We start from the raw sequence: 23,551 nt of genomic DNA, 5'->3' as shown, positions 1-23,551 counted from the left end.
ATTTCATTGGCTGGCCGCCTCTGGCGGATCGCCAGCAAGCCGGCTCCCACAAGGGCCGCGAAACCCGTAGGAGCGCGGCTTGCCCGCGAATAGGCCCGTGAGCCTTGCCCAGTACCAGGGGACTTTCTACAGGTGCCAGGTGAGTCAGTCGAGAATGTCGAAGCCGCTGCTGCCCAGGCGCTCGCCGTTGATCAGCAGGTGCACGGCGTGGTGGCCGCTGTAGTGGCGACGGGTGGTGAGTTCGCGGATGTGCTGGCGGCGGCTCAGGGTTTCGTTGGCGTCAGGGGCCAGGTGCAGGGTCTTGAGCTTGAAGACCTTGGTCGAGGTGCCGCCCGAGGCTTTCACGTAGTCGATACCGTAGTCGATCACCAGCTTCTGGCTGCTCGGTGCGGTGGACACCAGGGTGAAGGACAGGGTGACGCTCTCGCCCAGGCGAATCTGCGCCGGCTCGACCCTGAAGTCGTGGACTTCGACCTGGGCCCTGGCTCCGGCGCCCATCAGCGCCAGCGCGCGCGGGTGGCCCTGCTTGATCAGGCTGCGCAGCGCATGGCGGACGATCCAGGCGGTACGCGGGTCGTCCAGCGACCAGCCCTCGAGCAGGTCCAGCACCCAGTCGGGATGTTCCTTGGTGATGTCGTTGAGGTGGTTGGCGACCGATTTGCGTACGTACAGGCTGTCGTCGCACTTGAGCTGGTCAAGAATCTCCGCCGCCAGGTTCGGGTCGGCCTGGATCCGCGCCAGCCGGAACGACCACGGCAGGCGCGGCCGCGAGCCTTCGCTGGCAAGCCGGCGGACGTGTTCGTTGGCGTCCCGCGACCAGGCCTTCATCACCGCCAGGGTCCGCTCGAAATCGCTGAGCAGGAAATGCCGCACGGCGAATTCGGAGGAGCCGAAGGCGGTGAAGTACTTCAGCGCCTCCATCGACAGCTCGAAATCATCAGCGCCGTAGCGGGCGACGTAGTGCGGCAGGCTGATACTGACGAAGCTGCTGTTCAGGCGCGGGGCGAGTTGGCGCAGCACCTCGATCGACTGCCGATAGTCCAGCGGCAGCACCGCGTGCAGGCTTTCACTGACCCTAGCCAGGCGCTGCATGATCGACAGTTCTGCCAGGCCGTCGTGGGTGAGACGTAGAAACTGGGCGCTGTCGAACGCGGGGTACACCGCCTGCATCTCGCTGGCGATGTGGTGCAGGCGTTCGCTGTTGAAGATTTCCTTCAGGGCGGGGGCGGCTTGTTCGGTGCTCATGGAGGGGGCTGCCTAGAAGGTGGGTGGGGTGATGACCCAGATGATCACCGCGTCGACGTCGCCGGGGTTGCCGTAGCGGTGCGGCTCCTGGCTGGAATAGCTGAAACTGTCGCCTTCGGACAACTGGAAATGGCGCTCGCCGACCCACAGCTCAAAGCGGCCGGAGAGCAGGTAGCCGGCTTCTTCACCGTCGTGGCTGTAGCTCTGCTGGCTGTAGGTGCCTGGTGGGAAGCGCGAGTGGAGGATTTCCAGCTGGCGGTTGGGCTGCGGGGTCAGCAACTGGTCGACGATGCCGTCCTCGTAGTGCACGCTCAGGCGGCTGTTCTTGCGCACCACGTAGCCGCTGTCTTCGGGGGCGGTGGTGGTCTCGCTGGCGAAGAACCACTGGATGGTCACGCCCAGGCTGCGGGCGATGTTGAACAGGGCCGGGATCGACGGGTAGGCGAGGTTGCGCTCCAGCTGGCTGATGTAGCCGGCGGTGAGCTCGGACTGGCTCGCCAGCTCGGTCAGGGTCATGCCACGGCGCTTGCGCAGGCCGCGAATGCGCGTACCGAGAAACTGCGGGCCGGCGGCGCTGCTGTCGCCGGCGGGCGTGGGGGCGTTGCTCATGGCCTGCTCCGGTCCTTGAAAGGGGCGCAGTATAAGGGAGTTGGTGGTGGTAGGGAGAGTCGGCCCGGCCAGGAGCTTGAGCCCGCCCCTGGACTTGTGGTGAGCGGGCTTGCCCGCGCTGGGGCGCGAAGCGGCCCTAAAACCGCCGGCCGCGATTCACCCGATAACAGGCGCCCGCGGGTTCTGCGACTGCTGCGTCGCCGAGAGCGGCGATCCGACGAGCGCTTTCGCCACATCGGGTCTCAACCCGCACGCGGTGCCCGTTCATGGCCGCTGCCCACTGCTGCCTAGTGTCCTGTACGGTTAATTCGAATATTCAAATTCGGGCCCGGGGGTTTGCCAGGCAAGGCGCCATGACGAGTCGTAGCAGGGCTACGGCGAGGAATGGCAACGCAGCCTGGCGAAGCCACGGGCCCGGAGTTGAGTATGCGAATTAGCCACACAGCACACTAGAGGTTCCAGGCGACCTTCAACCCCTCGTAGATCGCTTCCTCGACCGTACGTGGCGCCAGGCAGTCGCCGATGCGCTGGAAGTCGACCAGGCCCTGCAACTGTTCGCCCAGGGTATCGACCGGCTGGTGCCCCTGACACAGCACCAGGGTGTCGACCTCCTCGAACAGCATCGGCTCGCCGCTGGCGGTGTGTTGCAGGTACACGGTGTTGTCGTCGCAGCCGTAGAGGCGGGCATAGGGGGTGATCGGGATACCCAGCTTGTGCAACTCGCCGGCCAGTTGGTCACGCACATAGAACGGCAGGTTCTCGCCGCAGTGAGTGCCGTTGACCGCCAGTTGCACCGAGTGCCCGGCGCGCACCAGTCGCTCGGCAATCCCCGGGCCGATCCAGTCGCAGCGCCAGTCGACCACCACCACCGAGCGGCCGATCGGCACTTCATCGCGCAGCACCTGCCAGGCGTCCACCACCTGCAGCTCGCCACCGCGCTCGAAGGCCGGCCAGTAGGGTTCGGCACCGGTGGCGACGATCACCTTGTCCGGGCGCTCGCGTTCCACCAGCGCCCGGTCGACCCGGGTGTTGCGCACCACGCGCACCCCGGCCAGCTCCAATTCGCGCTGCAGGTTGGTGCTGGCCCCGCCGAACTCGCTGCGGCGTGGCAGCAACTGCGCCAGCAGCACCTGGCCGCCCAGTTGCGAACCGGCCTCAAAGAGCGTCACCTCATGCCCTCGTTGCGCGGCGACCGCTGCCGCCTTCATCCCGGCGGGGCCGCCGCCGACCACCATGATCCGTTTGCGCGCGGTCGTCGCCAGCAACTGCCCGTAGTGCAGTTCGCGGCCGGTTTCCGGGTGCTGGATGCAGCTGATCGGCAGGCCCCGGTGGAAGTGGCCGATGCAGGCCTGGTTGCAGGCGATGCAGGCACGCACGTCCTCGGCGTGGCCGTTGACGGTCTTGTTCGGCATCTGCGGGTCACAGATCAGGGCGCGGGTCATGCCGCACACGTCCGCCTGGCCGCGGGCGATGATCAGTTCGGCTTCCTGGGGCTGGTTGATCCGCCCGGTGACGAACAGCGGAATCGACAGCCGAGCCTTGAAGGTAGTGGCTTCCTTCGCCAGGTAGGCCGGCTCGATCGCCATCGGCGGCACGATGTGCACCGCGCCGCCGAGGGAGGCCGAGGTCCCGGCGACGATGTGCACATAGTCCAGCTCGCCCTGCAGTCGTTCCACGGCGGCCAGCGACTCGTCCTCGGTCAGGCCTTCGGCGTCGCGCTCATCGGCGGAAATGCGCAGGCCGATGATGAAGTCCGCACCGGTCGCCGCGCGAATGGCGGCGATCACTTCGTGGAGAAAACGCAGGCGCTGGTCCAGGTCGCCGTTGTAGGCGTCGGTGCGCCGGTTGACCCGTGGATTGAGAAATTGCGCGGGCAGGTAGCCATGGCTGGCAACCACTTCCACGCCGTCGATACCGGCCTGGTGCAGGCGGCGGGAGGCCGAGGCGTAACCGGCGATGATTTCGTCGATCATCGCCTGGTCCAGGGCCCGGGGCATCACCCGAAAGCGTTCGTTGGGCACGCACGAGGCCGAGTAGGCGACGGCCAGTAGCCCATCGCTGGACTCCATGATTTCCCGCCCCGGATGAAACACCTGCGACAGCACCAGCGTGTCCTGGGCATGGCAGACCTCGGCCAGCCGCCGGTAGCCGTCGATGCAGGCGTCGTCGGTGGCCATCAGCACATGCGAGGTGTAGCGCGCACTGTCGTGCACCCCCGCCACCTGCAGCACGATCAGCCCGACACCGCCTTCGGCCCGTGCCTGGTGGTAGGCGACCAGCTGGTCGTTGACCCGATTGTCGGTGGGCATGGAGGTGTCGTGCCCGGTGGACATGATGCGGTTCTTCAGGCGCTTGCCACGCAACTGCAAGGGCTCGAACAGGTGGGTGAAGGCGGTCGGGGACGACGACATGGCGACTCTCCAGGCGACCCGGAATCACGGCCGGGTGGTTGTTATTATGTGGCTATAAAAATTTACCTTCAGTAAAAAATCAACTTGTTTTTTTACTGTCCCTTGCGTAGCTTCAAATCACGCCTGTTCATCGGGCGTACCTCATAAAACAAGAAAATGGATCGTCGCGGGCGGCCTGCCCGGGCGATACCGCACGAGGATTCATCGATGAAATCGAATGCCTGCAAGTACGGTTCTTATCCCTTGTTTTCGGTCCTGGCCCTGGGCCTTGCGCTGGGCAGCGCCCAGGCGGCCCAGGAGATGGTGGTTGTCGGCTACGGTGGCGCCGGGCAGAAGGCCCAGGACACGGCGTTCTTCAAGCCTTTCAGTGCCAGGGACGGCAGCCAGCTGATGCAGAGCGAGTACAACGGTGAAATGGCCCGGATCAAGGTCATGGTCGACACCGGCAGCGTGGACTGGGATGTGGTGCAGATCGAGGGACCGGACCTGGCCCGTGGTTGCGACGAGGGCATGTACGAACGCCTGGACTGGAAACAGCTCGGCCATGCCGACCAACTGATTCCCGATGCCGCGCAGGAATGCGGTTCGGCGGCGCTGGTGTGGAGCGTGGCGCTGGCCTACGACACCGACAAACTGGCGCGGGCACCGACCTCCTGGGCGGACTTCTGGGATGTGAAGACCTTCCCCGGCAAGCGCGGCCTGCGCAAGCGTGCGGTGTACAACCTGGAATTTGCCCTGCTGGCCGACGGGGTGAAGGTCGAGGATGTCTATTCGGTGCTGAGCACGCCGCAGGGCGTGGACCGTGCCTTTGCCAAGCTCGACCAGCTCAAGCCGTACATCCAGTGGTGGGAGGCCGGGGCCCAGCCGCCGCAATGGCTGATGGCCGGCGACGTGGTGATGACCTCGACCTACAGCGGCCGGGTGGCTTCCGCCGCGCAGCAGGGCAGCCACCTGGGCCTGGTCTGGCCGGGCAGCCTGTACGGCATGGACTACTGGGCGATCATCAAGGGTTCGAAACACGTCGACCAGGCCAAGCGCTTCATCGCCTTCGCCAACCAGCCCGATGCCCAGGTCGATTACGTCAAGCAGATTCCCTACGGCCCGACCAATACCCTGGCCGCCGCCCGGCTCGACCCGGCATTGGCGAAATGGGTACCGACCGCACCGCAGAATCTCAAGGGCGCCTTGTCCATGAACGTCGCTTTCTGGGTCGATCACGGCGAAGAGCTCGAAGAGCGTTTCAATGCGTGGGCAAGCAAGTAAAGTAGTGGGTGGCTTGTGTCGCCAACCCGTGCCGGGCGCTGCCGTGGCGCCCGGCCCATTCCAATTCCCTGCCTGTAGGAGTGATCCGCTTGAATGACCTTCTGCACACCGCCGCCGCCCCGGCTGCCATCGAGCGCCAACTGCGCGAACAACTGGCGGCCTGTTATCGGCTGATTGCGCATTTTCGCATGACCGACCTGATCTTCACCCACATCTCCCTGCGCCTGCCCGGGCCGGAGCACCATTTCCTGATCAACCCCTATGGACTGATGTTCGATGAGATCACCGCCTCGAGCCTGGTGAAGATCGGCCTGGATGGACGGGCGGTCGAGGCATCACCGTATGCGGTGAACCCGGCCGGCTTCGTGATCCACAGTGCGATCCACGGGGCCCGCGAGGATGCGCAGTGCGTGCTGCACACCCACACCAAGGCCGGTTGCGCCGTGGCCGCGCTCAAGTGCGGGCTGTTGCCGGTAAACCAGATTTCCATGGAGTTCTATGGCCGCACCGCCTATCACGACTATGAAGGCGTGGCGCTGGACATGGATGAGCAGGCCCGGCTGGTGCAGGACCTGGGCGACAAGTCGGTGATGATCCTGCGTAACCATGGCCTGTTGAGCGTGGGCAAGACGGTGGCCGAGGCGTTTCTGCGCATGTACTACCTGGAGAAGGCGTGCGAGATCCAGGTCACGGCGCAGGCCTGTGGCGAGCTGGTGTTGCCGTCCCATGAGGTGTGCGTGCACACCGAGCGACAGTTCAATGATCCGGGGCGGCCGGTGGAGGAGGGGCAGTTGACCGACCCGGATGCCATGGAGCTGGCGTGGTCGGCGATGTTGCGGTTGCTGGAGCGGGTGGCGCCGGGTTACCGCGACTGATGAGTTTGAGCTCTCGGGCCCTGTTCGCGGATGAATCCTGCTCCCACAGTTTTGCGGCGCTCACAATGTTTGTGGTTACCGCGACGCCTTGTGGGAGCAGGATTTATCCGCGAAAGTGCCCTTGAGTCCTACCTGTATCTGTCAGATATGCAGCGCATGCCCCAGCGCCTTGAGCGCCGCTTCCTGCACCGCTTCACCCAGGGTCGGGTGGGCATGGATGGTGCCGGCAATGTCTTCCAGCCGGGCGCCCATCTCCAGCGACTGCCCGAAGGCCGCCGCCAGTTCCGAAACGCCCACTCCCACTGCCTGCCAACCGACGATCAGGTGATTGTCGCGCCGCGCCACCACCCGCACGAAGCCGCTCCTGGACTCCAGGGTCATGGCCCGCCCGTTGGCGGCGAACGGGAAGCTCGCCACCAGGCAGTCCAGTCCGGCGGTCTTGGCTTCGTCCGGCGTCTTGCCGACCACCACCAGCTCCGGATCGGTAAAGCACACCGCGGCAATGGCGGTCGGGTTGAACTCACGGTGCTTGCCGGCGATCAGCTCGGCGACCATCTCGCCCTGGGCCATGGCACGGTGGGCCAGCATCGGCTCGCCGGTCAGGTCGCCGATCGCCCAGACGTTGCGCATGCTGGTCTGGCAATGGCTGTCGACGCGGATCGCCGCCCCGTTCATGGCCAGCGCCAGGGTCTCCAGGTTCCAGCCCTGGGTGCGTGGCTTGCGACCCACCGCCACCAGCACCTGCTCGGTGGCCAGCGACAGGCTTTGACCCTGCGGATCGCGCACCTTGAGGCTGTTGCTCGCCGCGTCGAAACCTTCGACGCTGTGCCCCAGCAGCACGTTGATGCCCAGTGCCTTGACCGACTCGGCCACCGGCTGGGTCAGCTCGCGGTCGTAGGTCGGCAGGATGCGGTCACGGGCCTCGACCACCGTCACCTCGGCGCCGAGCTTGCGGTAGGCGATGCCCAGTTCCAGGCCGATGTAGCCGGCCCCGACCACCACCAGGCGCTTGGGAATCGAGGTCGGCGCCAGCGCTTCGGTGGAGGAGATGATCGGGCCGCCGAACGGCAGCATCGGCAATTCCACGGTCTGCGAGCCGTTGGCCAGCAGCAGGTGTTCGCACTGCACGCGGACACCATCGACGTCGACGTTCTTGCCGTCGATGATCTTGGCCCAGCCGCGCAGGACTTCGACGCCGTTCTTCTTCAGCAGGCCGGCGACGCCGGTGGTCAGGCGGTCGACGATGCCGTCCTTCCATTCCACGCTCTTGGCGATGTCCAGGGTTGCCTGCGCCACCTGGATGCCCAGCGGCGAGCGGCCGCCGCTGTAGGCCTGGGTGGCATGGAACTGCTCGGCGACGTGGATCAGCGCCTTGGACGGAATGCAGCCGACGTTCAGGCAGGTGCCACCCAGTTCCTGGCCTTCCACCAGGACGGTCGGGATGCCCAGTTGCCCGGCGCGAATGGCCGCGACATAGCCGCCGGGGCCGCCGCCGATGATCAGCAGGGTGGTGCTTTGAGTCTGTTGCATGCTCACTCCACAAACAGGCAGGCGGGTTGTTCGAGCAGGCCGCGAATGGCCTGGATGAATTGCGCCGCGTCCATGCCGTCGACCACGCGGTGATCGAACGAGCTGGACAGGTTCATCATCTTGCGCACGACGATCTGGCCCTTGATCACCACGGGCCGCTCGACGATGCGGTTGACGCCGACGATCGCCACTTCCGGCAGGTTCAGCACCGGCGTGCTGACGATGCCGCCCAGGGCACCGAGGCTGGTCAGGGTGATGGTCGAGCCGGACATTTCCTCGCGGGTCGCCTTGCCGCTGCGGGCGGCCTTGGCCAGCCGGTTGATCTCGTCGGCCGTGCTCCACAGGTCCAGGGTCTCGGCATGGCGCACCACCGGCACCATCAGGCCGCCGTCGGTCTGGGCGGCGACGCCGACGTGCACCGCGCCGTGGCGGGTGATGACCTGGGCTTCGTCGTCATAGCGCACGTTCATCTGCGGGAACTCGCGCAGGGCCACGACCATCGCCCGCACCAGGAACGGCAGCAGGGTCAGCTTGCCACGGCTGTCGCCGTGCTTGTGGTTCAGGTGCACGCGCAGCTCTTCGAGCGCGGTGACATCGACCTCTTCGACGTAGCTGAAGTGCGCGGCACGGCGCTTGGCGTCCTGCATGCGCTGGGCGATCTTGCGGCGCAGGCCGATCACCGGGATCTGCTCCTCGTCGGTACGCCGGGCGTAGCGGCTGCCGCTGCTCTGGGCCGGCTGCTCGGCCTGGGCCAGGTAGGCGTCGAGGTCTTCGTGCAGGATGCGCCCGGCCGGGCCGCTGCCGTGGACGAAGCGCAGCTCGATGCCGGCATCCCAGGCGCGCTTGCGTACCGCCGGCGAAGCCAATGGGCGTTCGTCGGGCTGGCGGGCCACCGGAGCTGTACGGGCGGGCGCAGGGGCGACTGCCGCTACTGCCGGCTTGGCGACAGGCTCGACGGCTTCGACCTCGACCGGCTTCTGCGGCACCGGTGCAGGCGCCGCCTTGGGGGCGGGGGCTTCGCTGCCTTCGCGCACGTTGCCGGCGCCCTCGACCTCGATGCTGATCAGGATACTGCCCACCGCCATGACTTCACCCGGCTGGCCGCCGAGTGCGATCACCTTGCCGTGTACCGGCGAGGGAATGTCGACCATGGCCTTGTCGGTCATGACATCGGCCAGCACCTGGTCCTCGACCACCAGGTCGCCGACCTGCACGTGCCACTGGGACAGTTCGACTTCTGCGATGCCTTCGCCGATGTCCGGCATCTTGATGACGTGAGTACCCATTCAGACCTCCATGACCCGTTTCAATGCCGCCCCGACCCGAACCGGGCCCGGGAAGTACGCCCACTCCTGCGCATGCGGGTAGGGCGTGTCCCACCCGGTGACGCGCTCGATGGGCGCCTCCAGGTAGTGGAAGCAGTGCTCCTGCACCAGCGCGATCAGCTCGGCGCCGAAACCGCAGGTGCGGGTGGCTTCGTGCACGACCACGCAGCGACGGGTTTTCTTCACGGAGTTGACGATGGTGTCCAGGTCCAGCGGCCACAGGCTGCGCAGGTCGATGACTTCGGCGTCGACGCCGGTTTCCTCGGCGGCGGCCTGGGCCACGTAGACGGTGGTGCCGTAGGTGAGAATGGTCACTTCGCTACCGGGGCGGGTGATTGCCGCGCTGTCCAGCGGCACGGTGTAGTAGCCATCCGGTACGGCGCTGGCCGGGTGTTTCGACCAGGGGGTGACAGGCTTTTCGTGGTGGCCGTCGAACGGGCCGTTGTACAGGCGCTTGGGCTCGAGGAAGATCACCGGGTCATCGTTCTCGATGGCGGCGATCAGCAGGCCCTTGGCGTCGTAGGGGTTCGATGGCATCACGGTGCGCAGGCCGCAGACCTGGGTGAACATCGCTTCCGGGCTCTGGCTGTGGGTCTGGCCGCCGTAGATGCCGCCGCCGCAAGGCATGCGCAGGGTCATCGGCGCGACGAATTCACCGGCCGAGCGATAGCGCAGGCGCGCCGCTTCCGAGACGATCTGGTCGGAGGCCGGGTAGAAGTAGTCGGCGAACTGGATTTCCGCCACCGGGCGCAGGCCGTAGGCGCCCATGCCCACCGCCACGCCGACGATGCCGCTTTCCGAGATCGGTGCGTCGAACACCCGCGAGGTGCCGTACTTGGCCTGCAGGCCCTCGGTGCAGCGGAACACGCCGCCGAAGTAACCGACGTCCTGGCCGAACACCACCACGTTGCTGTCGCGCTCGAGCATCACATCCATGGCCGAGCGCAGGGCCTGGATCATGGTCATGGTGCTGGTGGCCACGGCGTTCTCCGTTTGCAGTTTGCTGTGATCGTTCATGGCTTATAACCCCAGTTCCTGGCGCTGCCGACGCAGGTGGTCGGGCATTTCCTTGTAGACGTCCTCGAAGATGGTCGCGGCGCTGGGCATCTGCCCACCGGCCAGGGTGCCGTACTGTTCGGCTTCCTTCTGCGCGGCGATGACCTCGGCTTCAAGCTCGGCACTGACGGCGGCGTGTTCCTCTTCGGACCACTGGCCGATGGCGATCAGGTGCTGCTTGAGGCGGGCGATCGGGTCACCCAGGGGGAAGTGGCTCCAGTCGTCGGCGGGACGGTACTTGGATGGATCGTCGGAGGTGGAGTGTGGGCCGGCGCGGTAGGTGACCCACTCGATCAGGGTCGGGCCGAGGTTGCGTCGGGCGCGTTCGGCGGCCCAGCGCGAGGCGGCGTAGACGGCGATGAAGTCGTTTCCGTCGACCCGCAGCGAGGCGATGCCGCAGCCAACGCCGCGGCCGGCGAAGGTGGTGGCTTCACCGCCGGCGATGGCCTGGAAGGTGGAGATCGCCCACTGGTTGTTGACCACGTTGAGAATCACCGGGGCGCGGTAGACATGGGCGAAGGTCAGGGCGGTGTGGAAGTCCGACTCGGCGGTGGCGCCGTCGCCGATCCAGCCCGAGGCGATCTTGGTATCGCCCTTGATCGCCGAGGCCATGCCCCAGCCGACCGATTGCACGAACTGGGTGGCGAGGTTGCCGGAGATGGTGAAGAAACCATGGTCGCGCACCGAGTACATGATCGGCAGCTGGCGGCCCTTGAGCGGATCGCGCTCGTTGGACAGCAGCTGGCAGATCATGTCCACCAGCGGCACTTCGCGGGCCATCAGGATGCTCTGCTGGCGATAGGTCGGAAAGCACATGTCATCGATGTTCAGCGCCAGGGCCTGGGCGCTGCCGATGGCTTCCTCGCCGAGACTCTGCATGTAGAACGACATCTTCTTCTGGCGCTGGGCGACCACCATGCGACTGTCGAAGATGCGTGTCTTGAGCATGGCGCGCATGCCCTTGCGCAGGATCTCCAGCGGCACGTCCTCGGCCCATGGGCCAAGGGCCTGGCCCTGGTCGTCGAGCACGCGGATCAGGCTGCGGGCCAGGTCGGCGGTTTCGGCCGGTTCGATATCGATGGGGGGCTTGCGGACCTGGCCGGCATCGGTCAGGCGCAGGTAACTGAAATCGGTCTTGCAGCCTGGCCGGCCCGAGGGTTCGGGTACGTGCAGGCGCAGCGGTGGGTACGCTGTGGTCATGGCTTTCTACGCTCTATCTTGTGAATTTCTTGTAGTGGGCGCGCGAGCTGGCAAGCATTCCCTGGGTAAGGGAAATTTTGTCCTACAACAATCATAGGCCGGTCGTAGGAGAATATTTCTCTCTGTTGAGTTGCGTCTGAGATTATTTGCAGATAAAAAATCTGCATAAGCATAAAAAACAGGTGATTTTCTCTCATGCGCAAACTGGATCGCACCGACATCGGCATTCTCAACAGCCTTCAGGAGAACGCCCGCATCACCAATGCGGACCTGGCCCGTTCGGTCAACCTGTCGCCGACCCCCTGTTTCAACCGGGTGCGGGCAATGGAGGAGCTGGGACTGATCCGCGAGCAGGTGACCCTGCTCGATGCCGACCTGCTCGGCCTGCACGTCAACGTGTTCATCCACGTCAGCCTGGAAAAACAGGTGGAAGAGGCGCTGCAGCACTTCGAGGCGGCGATCGCCGACCGGCCGGAGGTGATGGAGTGCTACCTGATGGCGGGGGATCCGGACTATCTGATTCGCGTGCTGGTGCCGACCATCCAGGCGCTGGAGCGCTTCATGATGGACTTTCTGACCAAGGTGCCGGGCGTGGCGAACATCCGCTCCAGCTTTGCGCTCAAGCAGGTGCGCTACAAGACGGCGCTGCCGTTGCCGGCTGGCGGCCTGACGCTGGCGATGTAGGGAAAAGCGAGGAAGAGGGGGGACTTTCGTCAGCCGCGACCCCGGATGTCAGGGCTGACGAGTTCGCGTCTTACAGGTGGTCTTTCTTTTCTCCGGCAGACAGGCCGGCCTGGATCCGTTGGTAAATCTCTTCACGATGCACGGCAACGTCCTTTGGGGCGTTGATGCCGACGCGCACTTGCTGGCCGCTGACGCCCAGAATGGTGATCGTGATGTCGTCACCGATGTTGATGCTTTCACCGACTTTGCGGGTGAGTATCAGCATGTCTTTACTCCTTGAGTGTTACTACTGAGGTGCCTTTCTCAGGCAGTCCTGGCTTAGGTCTTACATACAGAATACCGCCAAGTTGATCCGAGCGGGTGGTTCATTACAGACGTCATTGCATTCTATTTAATTCCCCAACACCGGAAAATCGTCGGAAATTCAGCCTGATAAGACACTGCAAGGCAGATCTGTTTCGGTTGAGACAGGCCGTAAGGTGATAAAATCACATTAACTGACGATTACGGGAGACGCTCTGTGCGCAGAATAGCAGTGATGATGGCATTCGTGGTGCTGGCCGGTTGCGGCGATGGCTCGGGCAACAAGGTCGAGCCGGCCAAGGCGGCCGTGGCACCGGTGGCCGCGGCCGCGCCGGTGGGCGGCTGGGACCTGCTGATCAAGGACGACAAGTCCAAGGCGCTGACCGACTGGACCGCATGGCTGATCGAGCATGGCTTCCCGTTCAAGATCCTCGACGATGGCCAGGTCATCGCCGGTCCGTTCGCGACCAAGGAAATTGCCGAGCAGAAAAAGGCCCAGTTGGCCGACAAGCAGAACATGCAATCGGAAGTGGTGGAGCACAAGGCGCAGCCTTGAGGCTCAGGTCTGAGTCTCTGTACTGAAGCTCGGCACTGTGGGAGCCGGATTCATCCGCGAAGCTTTTAGCGGCCTCAAGGGCCTCTTCGCGGATGAATCCGGCTCCCACAGGTGAGTGTTGCTCTCACATGAGGCTACAGGTCCAGCAGGTTTTTTAGCCGCAGGCCTTGAGGTCCACCGCGCCGACGAACTCGTTGCCGCGCCCCATGACGCACGCCACGTGCTGGTTGCGCTGGCGTTCCCAGGCCTGCACCGGGTAGGTCTTGTCCCAGGCTTCGTACAACTGGCGATCCTGTTTCGACAGGCGCAGCCCGTACTGCTTGCTCATGTAGAAATAGGTGCGGGCGATCATGCCGCGGATCGAGGGGCGTGGCATGACCTTCTTGGCCTTGAAGTCGACCTGGGTCAGGCAGGAACCGTACTGACCCTTCTGCTCCGGCAACCAGCCGAAACTGAAATTGCTGCGGTCGCCGTTCACCTCGCCGATGCTCGGCACCAGGTTGTGCAGGTCGGCTTCGGCGCGCTGGTAGGTCGGGTCGTTGCGGGTGCAGTTCTTGCGTCCGCCCTGTTGCCAGCACTGGCGCTGGTGGCCGATCTGCCAGGCCGGCACGATGTGTTCCCACTCGATGCGCGCCGCGCGGTTGGCATTCTTGCGCGGTACGTAGCCGCACGCCTTGAGGTCGACCCGGTTGCCGGTGTACTTGCAGCCGCAATAGAACTCCGTGGACTGGCGCTCGTAGAGCTTCCAGGCGACTTTCTTGGCCTCACTGAAGGTGCGGGGCGCTTCGGCGTGGGCCGGCAGCACCCAGCACAGGCCGAGCAGGGCGACGACGGGCAAACGCATGGCTCAGTCTTCCTTGGGCACGGTCCAGAAAATCTGCACGCCGCCGTCATCGCGGTAGGCGAGGGTGACGTTGTCGTTCTCGTCGATTTCCTCGAGCAGTTGTTCCCACTCCTCGACAGGATCGTCCGGCATGCGGAAGATCAGCGCGGCCTTGGCCTGCTGGGCGGATTGGGAGTTGATGATTTTCTGTACGCGCAGGCCCATGCGCTCGTAGGAGCTGAGGGCGGCGGAGGCTGAAGTTGGGTTTGCCACGAAACAATCCTTAATTAAGCTGTACGTGCATACAGTATTTAACTGTAGGCAGTTTCGCAACTGTCAGAGTGGTTTGGAGCGTTTCTGACAGCGCTTTTTAGGATTTGGCGTCAGCTGTAGGAAAAATTATAAGGATTTGCCGTGGGCTGAATGTCGGCACAGGGGCGCTTGGCGTTGGGGATTGTTCGCCGTATCGGGTGGGAAGGGTCGAATATGAATGGCAGGGCGTTTGTATCGGCACTGAATGCACTGTCGTACAACGCGGCTAAAGTTCGCCACGTGGCCGCCGATAGCCCGGTACAGAAATTTTCCCGAGGTTCTTACCATGTCAGTAGGTTTTCCTTCTCCCGGCGGCCTGATGATCAACGGCCACGCCGCCGGTTCGACGGAGTCCAAAACCATCGCCATGACGGACGAAATCGACAAGGCGGTGAAGGACACCAGCGAGGCCGATAACAAGGATGGCAAGGTCCGCGCTGGTGGCGGCGGTGCAGAAGCCACCGGTGGTGCCGAAGAGAGTTCGGGCAATAGCCACAATGCGGCGGTCAAGGCGCTGCAGAAGCGCATGAAGGAGTTGCAGCAGCAACTGCAAGAACTCCAGCAGCAGTTGGAGGCCGCGCAGAAGGCTTCCTACCCTTCGGATGATGCCCGCACCACCGTATTGATGGGCATCCAGGGGCAGATCAGTACCGTCAATGGGGCCCTGATGACCACCGCGGCGGCCCTGCTGGCGGCGCTGACCAAGGAAGCCAAGTCCGGCAGTTCCGGTTCGCTGGTCAGCACTACCGCGTAACCCCTCTTCGTCGCGTTTTCTCGCAACGTTCTTCCAGCACCGGGCCTCGCGCCCGGTGGTCGTTTCCTGGCTATTCTCTGAAACAAACGCAGCGGATCCCGTTGACAAATGTCGGTGGGGTTCGCATAGTTCGTTTCACGCAAACGTTTGCGCGGTCTGTTTTCCGGGATTTCCACCGTGGTGGACACGTCCCGTCGCGCGGCTGACGTTGCTCACAATAATCATAAGATCCGGAGTGAACCCATGAAGTTGCCATTCGCTGGTCGTCTGCTCGCTGTCGCCGTACTCGCCGCCACCCTGCCGCTGTCGTCGGCCTTCGCTGACGCGGCCAAGCCCAAGGTCGGGCTGGTCATGAAATCCCTCGCCAACGAATTCTTCGTCACCATGCAGGATGGCGCCAAGGATTACCAGAAAGCCCATTCCGCCGATTTCGACATGATCACCAACGGGATCAAGAACGAAACCGACACCGCTGCCCAGATCGATATCGTCAACCAGATGATCCTGTCCAAGGTCGATGCCCTGGTGATCGCCCCGGCCGACTCCAAGGCCCTGGTGACAGTCCTCAAGAAAGCCTCCGACGCCGGCATCAAGGTGGTCAACATCGACAACCGCCTCGACCCGCAGGTGCTCAAGAGCAAGAACCTCGACATTCCCTTCGTCGGCCCGGACAACCGCAAGGGTGCGCGCCTGGTCGGCGACTACCTGGCCAAGACCCTGGCCTCCGGCGACAAGGTTGGCATCATCGAGGGCGTACCGACCACCACCAACGCCCAGCAGCGCACTGCCGGCTTCAAGGACGCGATGGATGCCGCCGGCATGAAGATCGTCTCCACCCAGTCCGGCAACTGGGAAATCGACCAGGGCAACAAGGTCGCTTCCGCCATGCTGAGCGAATACCCGGACCTCAAGGCCCTGCTGGCCGGTAACGACAACATGGCCCTGGGCGCCGTCTCCGCGGTACGTGCCGCCGGCAAGGCGGGCAAGGTTCAGGTGGTCGGCTACGACAACATCGAGGCGATCAAGCCGATGCTGCAGGACGGCCGCGTACTGGCGACCGCCGACCAGGCCGCGGCCCAGCAGGCCGTGTTCGGTATCCAGAATGCCCTCAAGCTGGTCAAGGGCGAGAAGGTCGATGCCGTCGACGGCGTGATCGAGACGCCGGTCGAACTGGTCCTCAAGAAATAACCCCCCAAGAAGCAACCCTGGCTGCAACCGCGCCCGCTCGTCCTGAGCGGGCGCCCGGAGACTTTCCTATGTCATCTTCCGCACCGAACGCTGTCCTGTCGGTCAGCGGTATCGGCAAGACCTATGCGCAACCTGTCCTGAGCAACATCGACCTGACGCTGATGCGGGGCGAAGTGTTGGCGCTGACCGGTGAGAACGGCGCGGGCAAAAGTACGCTGTCGAAGATCATCGGCGGGCTGGTCACCCCGACCACCGGCCAGATGCACTTCAACGGCCGGCCTTATGCCCCCGGCAGTCGCACCCAGGCTGAAGAGCTGGGCGTGCGCATGGTCATGCAGGAACTCAATCTGTTGCCGACCCTGTCGGTGGCGGAAAACCTGTTTCTCGACAACCTGCCCAGCCACGGCGGCTGGATCAGTCGCAAGCAACTGCGCCAGGCCGCCATCGAGGCCATGGCCCAGGTCGGCCTGGACGCGATCGATCCCGACACGTTGGTCGGCGAACTGGGCATCGGTCACCAGCAGATGGTGGAAATCGCCCGCAACCTGATCGGCGATTGCCATGTGCTGATTCTCGACGAGCCGACCGCGATGCTCACCGCCCGCGAAGTCGAAATGCTCTTCGAGCAGATCACCCGCCTGCAGGCACGTGGCGTGGCGATCATCTACATCTCTCACCGGCTCGAGGAACTGGCGCGGGTGGCGCAGCGCATTGCGGTCCTGCGCGACGGCAACCTGGTCTGCGTCGAGCCGATGGCCAACTACAACAGCGAACAGCTGGTCAACCTGATGGTTGGCCGCGAGCTGGGCGAACACATCGACCTGGGCGAGCGCAAGATCGGCGGGCCGGCCCTGACGGTCAAGGGCCTGAGCCGGGCGGACAAGGTCTTCGATGTCTCCTTCGAAGTGCGCGCCGGCGAAATCTACGGCATCTCCGGCCTGATCGGCGCCGGGCGTACCGAGCTGCTGCGGCTGATCTACGGCGCCGATGTCGCCGACAGCGGCACCGTGGCCCTAGGGCACCCGGCCACGGTCGTCGACATACGTTCACCGGTCGACGCCGTGCGCCATGGCATCGCCCTGATCACCGAGGACCGCAAGGGCGAAGGCCTGCTGCTCACCCAGTCGATCAGCGCCAACATCGCCCTGGGCAACCTGCCGGCGATTTCCAGTGGCGGGGTGGTCAACGGTCGCGACGAAACCGCGCTGGCACGGCGGCAGATCGAAGCCATGCGCATCCGCAGTTCCAGCCCGGACCAGCTGGTTTCCGAGTTGTCCGGCGGCAACCAGCAGAAGGTGGTGATTGGCCGCTGGCTGGAGCGCGACTGCTCGGTGCTGCTGTTCGACGAACCGACGCGCGGGATCGACGTCGGTGCCAAATTCGATATCTACGCGCTGCTCGGCGAACTGACCCGCCAGGGCAAGGCGCTGGTGGTGGTCTCCAGCGACCTGCGCGAGCTGATGCTGATCTGCGACCGCATCGGCGTGCTTTCGGCCGGGCGGCTGATCGAGACCTTCGAGCGTGACAGCTGGACCCAGGATGACTTGCTTGCCGCCGCATTTGCCGGCTACCAGAAACGTGATGCGCTGCTCAACGACGCGGCGCCTAGGGATACCCAATGAAAACTGCACCTTCGGCCGGTAAAGCCGGTCGCAACTTCTATGGCCTCGGAACCTACCTGGGCTTGGCCGGCGCGCTGCTGGGGATGATCATCCTGTTCTCCAGCCTGAGCAGCCACTTCCTGTCCTACGACACCTTCAGCACCCTGGCCAACCAGATTCCCGACCTGATGGTGCTGGCGGTCGGCATGACCTTCGTGCTGATCATCGGCGGCATCGACCTGTCGGTGGGCTCGGTGCTGGCCCTGGCGGCCTCCGCCGTCAGTGTCGCGGTACTGGGCTGGGGCTGGGGCGTGCTGCCCTCGGCGTTGCTGGGCATGGCCTGCGCCGCGCTGGCGGGGACCATCACCGGTTCGATCACTGTGGCCTGGCGGATTCCGTCGTTCATCGTGTCGCTGGGCGTGCTGGAAATGGCCCGTGGCCTGGCCTACCAGATGACCGGCTCGCGTACCGCCTACATCGGTGACGCGTTCGCCTGGCTGTCGAACCCGATCGCCTTCGGTATCTCGCCGTCGTTCATCATCGCGCTGCTGGTGATCATCGCCGCGCAGTTGGTGCTGACCCGCACCGTGTTCGGTCGCTACCTGATCGGCATCGGTACCAACGAGGAGGCCGTGCGCCTGGCAGGGATCAATCCCAAGCCGTACAAGATCCTGGTGTTCAGCCTGATGGGCCTGCTCGCCGGCATCGCCGCGCTGTTTCAGATCTCGCGCCTGGAGGCGGCTGACCCGAACGCCGGTTCCGGCCTGGAGCTGCAGGTGATCGCCGCCGTGGTGATCGGTGGCACCAGCCTGATGGGCGGGCGTGGTTCGGTGATCAGCACCTTCTTTGGCGTGCTGATCATTTCCGTGTTGGCCGCGGGCCTGGCGCAGATCGGCGCGACCGAGCCGACCAAGCGGATCATCACCGGTGCGGTGATCGTCATCGCCGTGGTGCTCGACACCTACCGCAGCCAACGCGCCCGTCGGCGAGGCTGAGTCATGGCCACGATCAAGGACGTCGCCGCCCTGGCCGGTATCTCCTACACCACGGTGTCCCACGTGGTGAACAAGACCCGGCCGGTCAGCGAAAAGGTGCGGCTCAAGGTCGAGGCGGCGATCGCCGAGCTCGACTACGTGCCCAGCGCCGTGGCGCGCTCGCTCAAGGCCAAGACCACCGCGACCATCGGCCTGCTGGTGCCCAACAGCCTCAACCCGTATTTCGCCGAGTTGGCGCGGGGCATCGAGGATTACTGCGAGCGCAACAACTACTGCGTGATCCTCTGCAACTCCGATGACGACCCGGACAAGCAGCGCAATTACCTGCGGGTGCTGCTGGAGAAACGCGTCGACGGCCTGATCGTCGCCTCCACCGGCGGTGACGACAGCTTCGCCACTGGCCTGTCGGCGGTGCGTACGCCGCTGGTGATGGTCGACCGCGATATCGCCGGGGTCGAGACCGACCTTGTGCGCATCGACCATGAGGAAGGCGCCTACCTGGCAACCCGGCACCTGCTGGAACTGGGGCACCGGGCGATCGCGCACATTGGCGGGCCCAAGGACACCAGCGTCGCGCAGTTGCGCCTGGCCGGTTACCGCCGGGCGCTGCAGCAGGCCAAGGTCAAGGTGCCGGCCAAGTGGATCGTGGCCAGTGATTTCACCAGCACCGGGGGCTACCTGGCCGCGGCGAAGCTGATGGAGGGCGAGCGGCCCAGCGCAATCTTCGCCGGCAACGACATGCTCGGCATCGGTGCGCTGCGGGCGGCGGCGGAGCGGGGCATCAAGGTGCCCGGTGAGCTGTCGGTCGTGGGTTTCGACGACATTCGCATGAGCCGCTACGTCTATCCCGCGCTGACCACGGTCGGGCAGTCGATCCTGGAGTTGGGCGAGACCGCCGCCGAGTTGCTGTTGCGGCGCATCGCAACCCCGGAACTGGCGCTCGACCAGCGTATCGTGGTGCCGAGCATCGTCATGCGTGAGTCGACGGCAGCGGTAGCGGACGGTTTAGCCTGAAACGTCGGGCCAGCGAGGCTGGCGCCGACCGAACTGAATTCAAGAGTACAGAGGCATGCAAGCAAAAGTAGTGGTCATCGGCAGTCTCAACATGGACCTGGTCACCCGGGCCGAGCGGTTGCCACGGGCAGGGGAGACCCTGATCGGCCGGTCGTTCGGCACCGTGCCTGGCGGCAAGGGCGCCAACCAGGCGGTCGCGGCGGCGCGCCTGGGGGCGCAGGTGTCGATGGTCGGCTGTGTCGGTGACGACGCCTATGGGCAGCAGTTGCGTGATGCGCTGCTGGCCGAAGGCATCGATTGCCAGGCGGTCACCGCGGTGGACGGCGTGTCCAGCGGCGTGGCGCTGATCGTGGTCGATGACAGCAGCCAGAACGCGATCGTTATCGTCGCCGGCGGCAACGGCTGCCTGACCACCGAGGTGGTCAAGGGCTTCGATGCGGTGCTGCAGGCGGCGGACGTGATCATCTGCCAGCTCGAAGTGCCGCTGGAAACCGTCGGCTATGCGCTCAAGCGCGGCCGCGAACTGGGCAAGACCGTGATTCTCAACCCGGCGCCGGCCAGTGCGCCGTTGCCGGCCGACTGGTACGCCTCGATCGACTACCTGATCCCCAACGAAAGCGAGGCCTCGGCCCTCAGTGGCCTGCCAGTGGACTCACAGGCCTCGGCCGAGGCCGCTGCGAGCCAGCTGATGGCGGCCGGGGCAGGGAAGGTGATCATCACCCTCGGCGCCCAGGGTTCGTTGTTCGCCGATGGCCAGGGCTTTACCCATTTCCCGGCGCCCAAGGTTCAGGCGCTGGACACCACGGCAGCCGGTGACACCTTCGTCGGCGGCTTCGCGGCGGCGTTGGCGGCCGGCCAGGCCGAGGCCGAGGCCATTCGCTTCGGCCAGGTCGCAGCGGCCCTGTCGGTCACCCGGGCCGGCGCGCAGCCGTCCATTCCGCAATTGTCCGAAGTGCAGGGGTTCAAACTGTCATGAAAAAAGCACCGTTGCTCAATATTGCGCTGTCACGCTTGATCGCCTCGCTGGGGCACGGCGAGATGCTGGTGATCGGCGATGCCGGCCTGCCGGTACCGCCAGGCGTCGAACTGATCGACCTGGCCCTGACCCAGGGCGTCCCCGATTTCGTCAGCACCCTGCGCGTGGTGCTCAGCGAGATGCAGGTGGAAAGCCACGTGCTGGCCGAGGAGATCCTGCAAAAGCGTCCGCCGGCGCTGGAGCATCTGGAAGCGTTGACTATCCAGGGCGACCTGGGGCAGCGGCGCCTGCTCAGTCACGAAGCGTTCAAGGCACTCAGCCGCCAGGCCAAGGCCGTGGTGCGCACCGGCGAGTGCCAGCCGTACAGCAACGTCATTCTGGTCGCGGGTGTGACGTTCTGATTTATCCATCGCGCACAAGGAGTGCACCATGCAACGCTACGCTCAGAATCTGTCACGCTGGCTCAGGAGTCTGCTGATCGTGTCCCTGTTCACTGCTACCGGCGCCCAGGCGGCGGAAAAGATCGACCTGATCATCGACACCGACCCGGGGGCCGACGATGTGGTGGCCCTGTTGTTCGCCCTGGCTTCGCCGCAAGAGCTGAACATCCGCGCGCTGACCACCGTCGCCGGCAACGTGCGCCTGGACAAGACCTCGCGCAATGCCCGCCTGGCCCGCGAGTGGGCAGGGCGCGAGGAAGTGCCGGTGTACGCCGGTGCGCCACGGCCACTGCTGCGCACGCCGATCTACGCCGAGAACATCCACGGCAAGGAGGGCATTTCCGGGGTCACCGTGCATGAACCCAAGGCGCCGCTGGCCAAGGGCAATGCGGTCAACTACCTGATCGACACGCTGCGCGCGGCCAAGCCGCACAGCATAACCATCGCCATGCTCGGGCCGCAGACCAACCTGGCCCTGGCGCTGATCCAGGACCCGGAAATCACCCAGGGCATCAAGGAAGTGGTGGTCATGGGCGGTGCGCACTTCAACGGTGGCAACATCACTCCAGTGGCCGAGTTCAACCTGTTCGCCGACCCGCAGGCAGCCGAAGTGGTGCTCAAGAGCGGCGTGAAGCTGACCTACCTGCCGCTGGACGTGACCCACAAGATCCTCACCAGCGACGAGCGCCTGAAGAAGATCGCGGCGTTGAACAACAACGCGAGCAAGGTGGTCGGCGACATCCTCAACGACTACGTCAAGGGCGACATGGAGCACTACGGCATTCCCGGTGGTCCGGTGCACGACGCCACGGTCATCGCCTACCTGCTCAAGCCTTCGCTGTTCAGTGGTCGCGAGGTCAACATGGTGGTCGACAGCCGCGAAGGCCCGACCTTCGGCCAGACCATCGTCGACTGGTACGACGGCCTGAAGCAGAACAAGAACGTGTTCTGGGTCGAGAACGGCGATGCGCAGGGCTTCTTCGACCTGCTGACCGAGCGCCTGGGTCGCCTCAAGTAAAGCGTACGGCCCGCGGGCGCTCGTCTGCGGGCTGGCTGGGCACGAGGCCCGGCAACGTGCCACACTGCGGTTTTGCCTCATCTGGAAAACCGCCGTGCAGATCGACCTGAACAACCCCGCCAACCTCACCCTCGACGCCGTGCGCCAGCTGCTCGCCTCGGCCAGCGATGACGTGCACACCCAGTTGCGGGTGACGCGTTCGGGCATCGCCTACCTGTCCAGCGGCGTGGTGGGCGGGCGGGATATCGAGGGGCTGCTGTTTCGCCTGGAGACCTGGGCGGCCGGCTCTGGCTACGTCGGCAAGGTGGCGGCTGCCGATGAGGTGTGGGTCCAGCAGGTGTACAACGCGTTGAAGGACAACTGGCCCAACCCGCCGTTCGACTACATCGACATCTACTGAATTCACAAACCGTTCATATTCAGTCACGATTGATTGTGCCAGCAGGTCGATGGCTCAGGCAGACTTGTCCGGTGTTGCTGTCAGAATCAGTTCGTCCGCCTGGCGATATGCAACCAATCGTGCAAACGGCGGTCGCACGCACTCTACCTATTTTTTTCACAAGGAGGCTTCATGCCTTGGAAGCTTGCATCTTTGGGGGCGATTTTCGCCGTGTCGCTGCTGGCCGGTTGCTCGACGAACACCGGTTCCGCGCCGGCCAGTAGCAGCGAGCCTGTCAGCCAGAACGACAGCGGTCGCTGCGAGGCCAAAGGCGCCGAGTTTGCGATCGGCAAGCAGGCCTCGGTCGAGTTGCTGGAGCAGGCCCGTAGCCGCAGCGGTGCACAGGCCGCGCGCGTGGTGGGCCCGGATGACATGATCACCCTGGAATACCGTTCCGATCGCCTGAACCTCAATGCCGACCGTACCGGCAAGATCGAGCGGGTCAACTGCGGCTGATCGCAGAGCCTTTCCCGCGGGCCTTTTCTTGCGCCCATAAAAAACCCCGCCACAAGAAGGCGGGGTTTTTTTCAGTTCGCGGAAAACTTACTCCGGACGAACCTGTGCAGCTTGCATACCCTTTTGGCCTTTCTCAGCCACGAAGGATACGGTTTGGCCTTCTTTCAGGCTTTTGAAACCGTCAGCTTCGATAGCTTTGAAGTGTACGAACAGGTCGTCACCGCCACCTTGAGGAGTGATGAAGCCGAAGCCTTTTTCATCGTTGAACCATTTTACGGTGCCGGTTTGGCGATTAGACATGGTGTATCTCCAAGAAACATATATTTTCAGTAGTGCTGTGCTGCTCAGGCCAACTGGGCACACGGGGCTATCATAGTCGAAATGTACGGCTTGGGAGCCCCCCGCAGCCGCTGATTGCCAATCAGTCGCGCTTTCTTTACCGCCTTGATCGGCTGAAAGCCCCGGTTTCAAAGGCTTT

25 protein-coding genes are annotated in these 23,551 nt (G+C 64.5%); 14 read left to right on the top strand and 11 right to left on the bottom strand.

Features of this window, described 5'->3' with window-relative positions; all coding sequences use genetic code 11:
• Positions 1 to 144: 144 nt before the first annotated feature.
• The 3 genes from HU752_RS21260 to HU752_RS21250 all read right to left on the bottom strand — a co-directional run bounded on the left by HU752_RS21260 (position 145) and on the right by HU752_RS21250 (position 4,265).
• Positions 145 to 1,245 (bottom strand): DNA alkylation repair protein, encoded by a 1,101-nt coding sequence (locus HU752_RS21260; protein ID WP_186675672.1) that lies wholly within the window; start codon positions 1,243 to 1,245, stop codon positions 145 to 147.
• Between the two features lie 12 nt (positions 1,246 to 1,257).
• Positions 1,258 to 1,854 (bottom strand): cupin domain-containing protein, encoded by a 597-nt coding sequence (locus tag HU752_RS21255; protein ID WP_186675674.1) that lies wholly within the window; start codon positions 1,852 to 1,854, stop codon positions 1,258 to 1,260.
• A gap of 449 nt (positions 1,855 to 2,303) precedes the next feature.
• Positions 2,304 to 4,265 (bottom strand): oxidoreductase, encoded by a 1,962-nt coding sequence (locus tag HU752_RS21250; protein ID WP_186675676.1) that lies wholly within the window; start codon positions 4,263 to 4,265, stop codon positions 2,304 to 2,306.
• Between the two features lie 207 nt (positions 4,266 to 4,472).
• Between HU752_RS21250 and HU752_RS21245 the strand changes: the two genes are divergently transcribed.
• On the top strand, positions 4,473 to 5,528 hold the full coding sequence (locus tag HU752_RS21245; protein ID WP_186675679.1) for an ABC transporter substrate-binding protein: 1,056 nt from the start codon (positions 4,473 to 4,475) through the stop codon (positions 5,526 to 5,528).
• 89 nt (positions 5,529 to 5,617) lie between these two features.
• Positions 5,618 to 6,403, top strand: coding sequence for a class II aldolase/adducin family protein (locus HU752_RS21240; RefSeq protein WP_186675682.1), 786 nt, complete (start codon positions 5,618 to 5,620; stop codon positions 6,401 to 6,403).
• Positions 6,404 to 6,544: 141 nt separating this feature from the next.
• Here the strand turns inward: HU752_RS21240 and lpdA are convergent, their stop codons facing one another.
• The 4 genes from lpdA to HU752_RS21220 are packed head-to-tail and all read right to left on the bottom strand — an operon-like array spanning position 6,545 to position 11,514.
• A complete protein-coding gene (gene lpdA / locus HU752_RS21235; RefSeq protein ID WP_186675685.1) occupies positions 6,545 to 7,933 on the bottom strand; it encodes a dihydrolipoyl dehydrogenase in 1,389 nt (462 codons plus the stop codon).
• A gap of 2 nt (positions 7,934 to 7,935) precedes the next feature.
• Entirely contained in the window at positions 7,936 to 9,219 is a 1,284-nt protein-coding gene (locus HU752_RS21230) for a dihydrolipoamide acetyltransferase family protein (protein WP_186675688.1), read from the bottom strand.
• Positions 9,220 to 10,275 carry an alpha-ketoacid dehydrogenase subunit beta gene (locus tag HU752_RS21225; RefSeq protein ID WP_017904065.1) on the bottom strand — a complete coding sequence of 352 codons (1,056 nt, stop codon included), beginning with the start codon at positions 10,273 to 10,275 and terminating at the stop codon, positions 9,220 to 9,222. It abuts the gene before it with no gap.
• 3 nt (positions 10,276 to 10,278) lie between these two features.
• The gene (locus HU752_RS21220; RefSeq protein ID WP_186675691.1) at positions 10,279 to 11,514 is read right to left on the bottom strand and encodes a 3-methyl-2-oxobutanoate dehydrogenase (2-methylpropanoyl-transferring) subunit alpha; all 1,236 of its coding nucleotides are present in this window, start codon (positions 11,512 to 11,514) and stop codon (positions 10,279 to 10,281) included.
• A gap of 195 nt (positions 11,515 to 11,709) precedes the next feature.
• Between HU752_RS21220 and bkdR the strand changes: the two genes are divergently transcribed.
• A complete protein-coding gene (gene bkdR, locus HU752_RS21215; protein ID WP_010443703.1) occupies positions 11,710 to 12,198 on the top strand; it encodes a Bkd operon transcriptional regulator BkdR in 489 nt (162 codons plus the stop codon).
• Positions 12,199 to 12,268: 70 nt separating this feature from the next.
• On the opposite strand, the gene csrA is transcribed toward bkdR, so the two are convergent.
• Positions 12,269 to 12,463 carry a carbon storage regulator CsrA gene (csrA, locus tag HU752_RS21210; protein WP_186675693.1) on the bottom strand — a complete coding sequence of 65 codons (195 nt, stop codon included), beginning with the start codon at positions 12,461 to 12,463 and terminating at the stop codon, positions 12,269 to 12,271.
• A 255-nt stretch (positions 12,464 to 12,718) separates the two neighbouring features.
• Between csrA and HU752_RS21205 the strand changes: the two genes are divergently transcribed.
• Positions 12,719 to 13,057: an SPOR domain-containing protein gene (locus HU752_RS21205; protein ID WP_225920048.1), complete on the top strand. Its 339-nt coding sequence runs from the start codon at positions 12,719 to 12,721 to the stop codon at positions 13,055 to 13,057.
• 154 nt (positions 13,058 to 13,211) lie between these two features.
• Here the strand turns inward: HU752_RS21205 and HU752_RS21200 are convergent, their stop codons facing one another.
• On the bottom strand, positions 13,212 to 13,901 hold the full coding sequence (locus tag HU752_RS21200) for an endonuclease (protein ID WP_186675703.1): 690 nt from the start codon (positions 13,899 to 13,901) through the stop codon (positions 13,212 to 13,214).
• Between the two features lie 3 nt (positions 13,902 to 13,904).
• A complete protein-coding gene (locus HU752_RS21195; RefSeq protein ID WP_186676113.1) occupies positions 13,905 to 14,105 on the bottom strand; it encodes a DUF1654 domain-containing protein in 201 nt (66 codons plus the stop codon).
• A 373-nt stretch (positions 14,106 to 14,478) separates the two neighbouring features.
• On the opposite strand from HU752_RS21195, the gene HU752_RS21190 reads away from it, so the two are divergent.
• The 10 genes from HU752_RS21190 to HU752_RS21145 all read left to right on the top strand — a co-directional run bounded on the left by HU752_RS21190 (position 14,479) and on the right by HU752_RS21145 (position 23,073).
• Entirely contained in the window at positions 14,479 to 14,946 is a 468-nt protein-coding gene (locus HU752_RS21190; protein WP_225920047.1) for a hypothetical protein, read from the top strand.
• Positions 14,947 to 15,189: 243 nt separating this feature from the next.
• Positions 15,190 to 16,134 carry a sugar ABC transporter substrate-binding protein gene (locus HU752_RS21185; RefSeq protein ID WP_186675705.1) on the top strand — a complete coding sequence of 315 codons (945 nt, stop codon included), beginning with the start codon at positions 15,190 to 15,192 and terminating at the stop codon, positions 16,132 to 16,134.
• A gap of 68 nt (positions 16,135 to 16,202) precedes the next feature.
• The gene (locus tag HU752_RS21180; RefSeq protein ID WP_186675707.1) at positions 16,203 to 17,756 is read left to right on the top strand and encodes a sugar ABC transporter ATP-binding protein; all 1,554 of its coding nucleotides are present in this window, start codon (positions 16,203 to 16,205) and stop codon (positions 17,754 to 17,756) included.
• Positions 17,753 to 18,730, top strand: coding sequence for an ABC transporter permease (locus HU752_RS21175; protein ID WP_186675709.1), 978 nt, complete (start codon positions 17,753 to 17,755; stop codon positions 18,728 to 18,730). The genes HU752_RS21180 and HU752_RS21175 overlap by 4 nt, the downstream gene beginning before the upstream one ends.
• A 3-nt stretch (positions 18,731 to 18,733) precedes the next feature.
• Positions 18,734 to 19,744, top strand: a complete 1,011-nt coding sequence (locus tag HU752_RS21170) for a LacI family DNA-binding transcriptional regulator (RefSeq protein WP_186675711.1) — start codon at positions 18,734 to 18,736, stop codon at positions 19,742 to 19,744.
• A gap of 55 nt (positions 19,745 to 19,799) precedes the next feature.
• Positions 19,800 to 20,720 carry a ribokinase gene (rbsK, locus tag HU752_RS21165; RefSeq protein WP_186675713.1) on the top strand — a complete coding sequence of 307 codons (921 nt, stop codon included), beginning with the start codon at positions 19,800 to 19,802 and terminating at the stop codon, positions 20,718 to 20,720.
• Positions 20,717 to 21,121, top strand: coding sequence for a D-ribose pyranase (rbsD, locus tag HU752_RS21160; protein WP_186675725.1), 405 nt, complete (start codon positions 20,717 to 20,719; stop codon positions 21,119 to 21,121). The genes rbsK and rbsD overlap by 4 nt, the downstream gene beginning before the upstream one ends.
• A 28-nt stretch (positions 21,122 to 21,149) precedes the next feature.
• On the top strand, positions 21,150 to 22,178 hold the full coding sequence (locus HU752_RS21155; protein ID WP_186675727.1) for a nucleoside hydrolase: 1,029 nt from the start codon (positions 21,150 to 21,152) through the stop codon (positions 22,176 to 22,178).
• Between the two features lie 94 nt (positions 22,179 to 22,272).
• Complete coding sequence (locus tag HU752_RS21150; RefSeq protein ID WP_186675729.1) at positions 22,273 to 22,578, top strand: hypothetical protein; 306 nt, start codon at positions 22,273 to 22,275, stop codon at positions 22,576 to 22,578.
• 171 nt (positions 22,579 to 22,749) lie between these two features.
• Complete coding sequence (locus HU752_RS21145; RefSeq protein WP_186675731.1) at positions 22,750 to 23,073, top strand: I78 family peptidase inhibitor; 324 nt, start codon at positions 22,750 to 22,752, stop codon at positions 23,071 to 23,073.
• 87 nt (positions 23,074 to 23,160) lie between these two features.
• Here the strand turns inward: HU752_RS21145 and HU752_RS21140 are convergent, their stop codons facing one another.
• On the bottom strand, positions 23,161 to 23,373 hold the full coding sequence (locus tag HU752_RS21140) for a cold-shock protein (RefSeq protein ID WP_017904083.1): 213 nt from the start codon (positions 23,371 to 23,373) through the stop codon (positions 23,161 to 23,163).
• Positions 23,374 to 23,551 lie beyond the last annotated feature (178 nt).

Origin of the sequence: Pseudomonas vanderleydeniana (assembly GCF_014268755.2) — a bacterium.
Lineage (GTDB): Bacteria > Pseudomonadota > Gammaproteobacteria > Pseudomonadales > Pseudomonadaceae > Aquipseudomonas > Aquipseudomonas vanderleydeniana.
This window is presented reverse-complemented; position numbering and strand designations above follow the sequence as displayed.

Excerpts from the sequence above, each read along its gene's own strand:
- rbsK (WP_186675713.1), top strand. The coding sequence starts at position 19,800 with ATGCAAGCAAAAGTAGTGGTCATCGGCAGTCTCAACATGGACCTGGTC.
- lpdA (WP_186675685.1), bottom strand. The coding sequence starts at position 7,933 with ATGCAACAGACTCAAAGCACCACCCTGCTGATCATCGGCGGCGGCCCC.
- HU752_RS21245 (WP_186675679.1), top strand. The coding sequence starts at position 4,473 with ATGAAATCGAATGCCTGCAAGTACGGTTCTTATCCCTTGTTTTCGGTC.
- HU752_RS21200 (WP_186675703.1), bottom strand. The coding sequence starts at position 13,901 with ATGCGTTTGCCCGTCGTCGCCCTGCTCGGCCTGTGCTGGGTGCTGCCG.
- HU752_RS21225 (WP_017904065.1), bottom strand. The coding sequence starts at position 10,275 with ATGAACGATCACAGCAAACTGCAAACGGAGAACGCCGTGGCCACCAGC.
- HU752_RS21145 (WP_186675731.1), top strand. The coding sequence starts at position 22,750 with ATGCCTTGGAAGCTTGCATCTTTGGGGGCGATTTTCGCCGTGTCGCTG.
- HU752_RS21185 (WP_186675705.1), top strand. The coding sequence starts at position 15,190 with ATGAAGTTGCCATTCGCTGGTCGTCTGCTCGCTGTCGCCGTACTCGCC.
- HU752_RS21260 (WP_186675672.1), bottom strand. The coding sequence starts at position 1,245 with ATGAGCACCGAACAAGCCGCCCCCGCCCTGAAGGAAATCTTCAACAGC.
- HU752_RS21250 (WP_186675676.1), bottom strand. The coding sequence starts at position 4,265 with ATGTCGTCGTCCCCGACCGCCTTCACCCACCTGTTCGAGCCCTTGCAG.
- bkdR (WP_010443703.1), top strand. The coding sequence starts at position 11,710 with ATGCGCAAACTGGATCGCACCGACATCGGCATTCTCAACAGCCTTCAG.
- rbsD (WP_186675725.1), top strand. The coding sequence starts at position 20,717 with ATGAAAAAAGCACCGTTGCTCAATATTGCGCTGTCACGCTTGATCGCC.
- HU752_RS21155 (WP_186675727.1), top strand. The coding sequence starts at position 21,150 with ATGCAACGCTACGCTCAGAATCTGTCACGCTGGCTCAGGAGTCTGCTG.
- HU752_RS21220 (WP_186675691.1), bottom strand. The coding sequence starts at position 11,514 with ATGACCACAGCGTACCCACCGCTGCGCCTGCACGTACCCGAACCCTCG.
- HU752_RS21195 (WP_186676113.1), bottom strand. The coding sequence starts at position 14,105 with ATGGGCCTGCGCGTACAGAAAATCATCAACTCCCAATCCGCCCAGCAG.
- HU752_RS21170 (WP_186675711.1), top strand. The coding sequence starts at position 18,734 with ATGGCCACGATCAAGGACGTCGCCGCCCTGGCCGGTATCTCCTACACC.
- HU752_RS21190 (WP_225920047.1), top strand. The coding sequence starts at position 14,479 with ATGTCAGTAGGTTTTCCTTCTCCCGGCGGCCTGATGATCAACGGCCAC.
- HU752_RS21140 (WP_017904083.1), bottom strand. The coding sequence starts at position 23,373 with ATGTCTAATCGCCAAACCGGCACCGTAAAATGGTTCAACGATGAAAAA.
- HU752_RS21175 (WP_186675709.1), top strand. The coding sequence starts at position 17,753 with ATGAAAACTGCACCTTCGGCCGGTAAAGCCGGTCGCAACTTCTATGGC.
- csrA (WP_186675693.1), bottom strand. The coding sequence starts at position 12,463 with ATGCTGATACTCACCCGCAAAGTCGGTGAAAGCATCAACATCGGTGAC.
- HU752_RS21230 (WP_186675688.1), bottom strand. The coding sequence starts at position 9,219 with ATGGGTACTCACGTCATCAAGATGCCGGACATCGGCGAAGGCATCGCA.
- HU752_RS21255 (WP_186675674.1), bottom strand. The coding sequence starts at position 1,854 with ATGAGCAACGCCCCCACGCCCGCCGGCGACAGCAGCGCCGCCGGCCCG.
- HU752_RS21180 (WP_186675707.1), top strand. The coding sequence starts at position 16,203 with ATGTCATCTTCCGCACCGAACGCTGTCCTGTCGGTCAGCGGTATCGGC.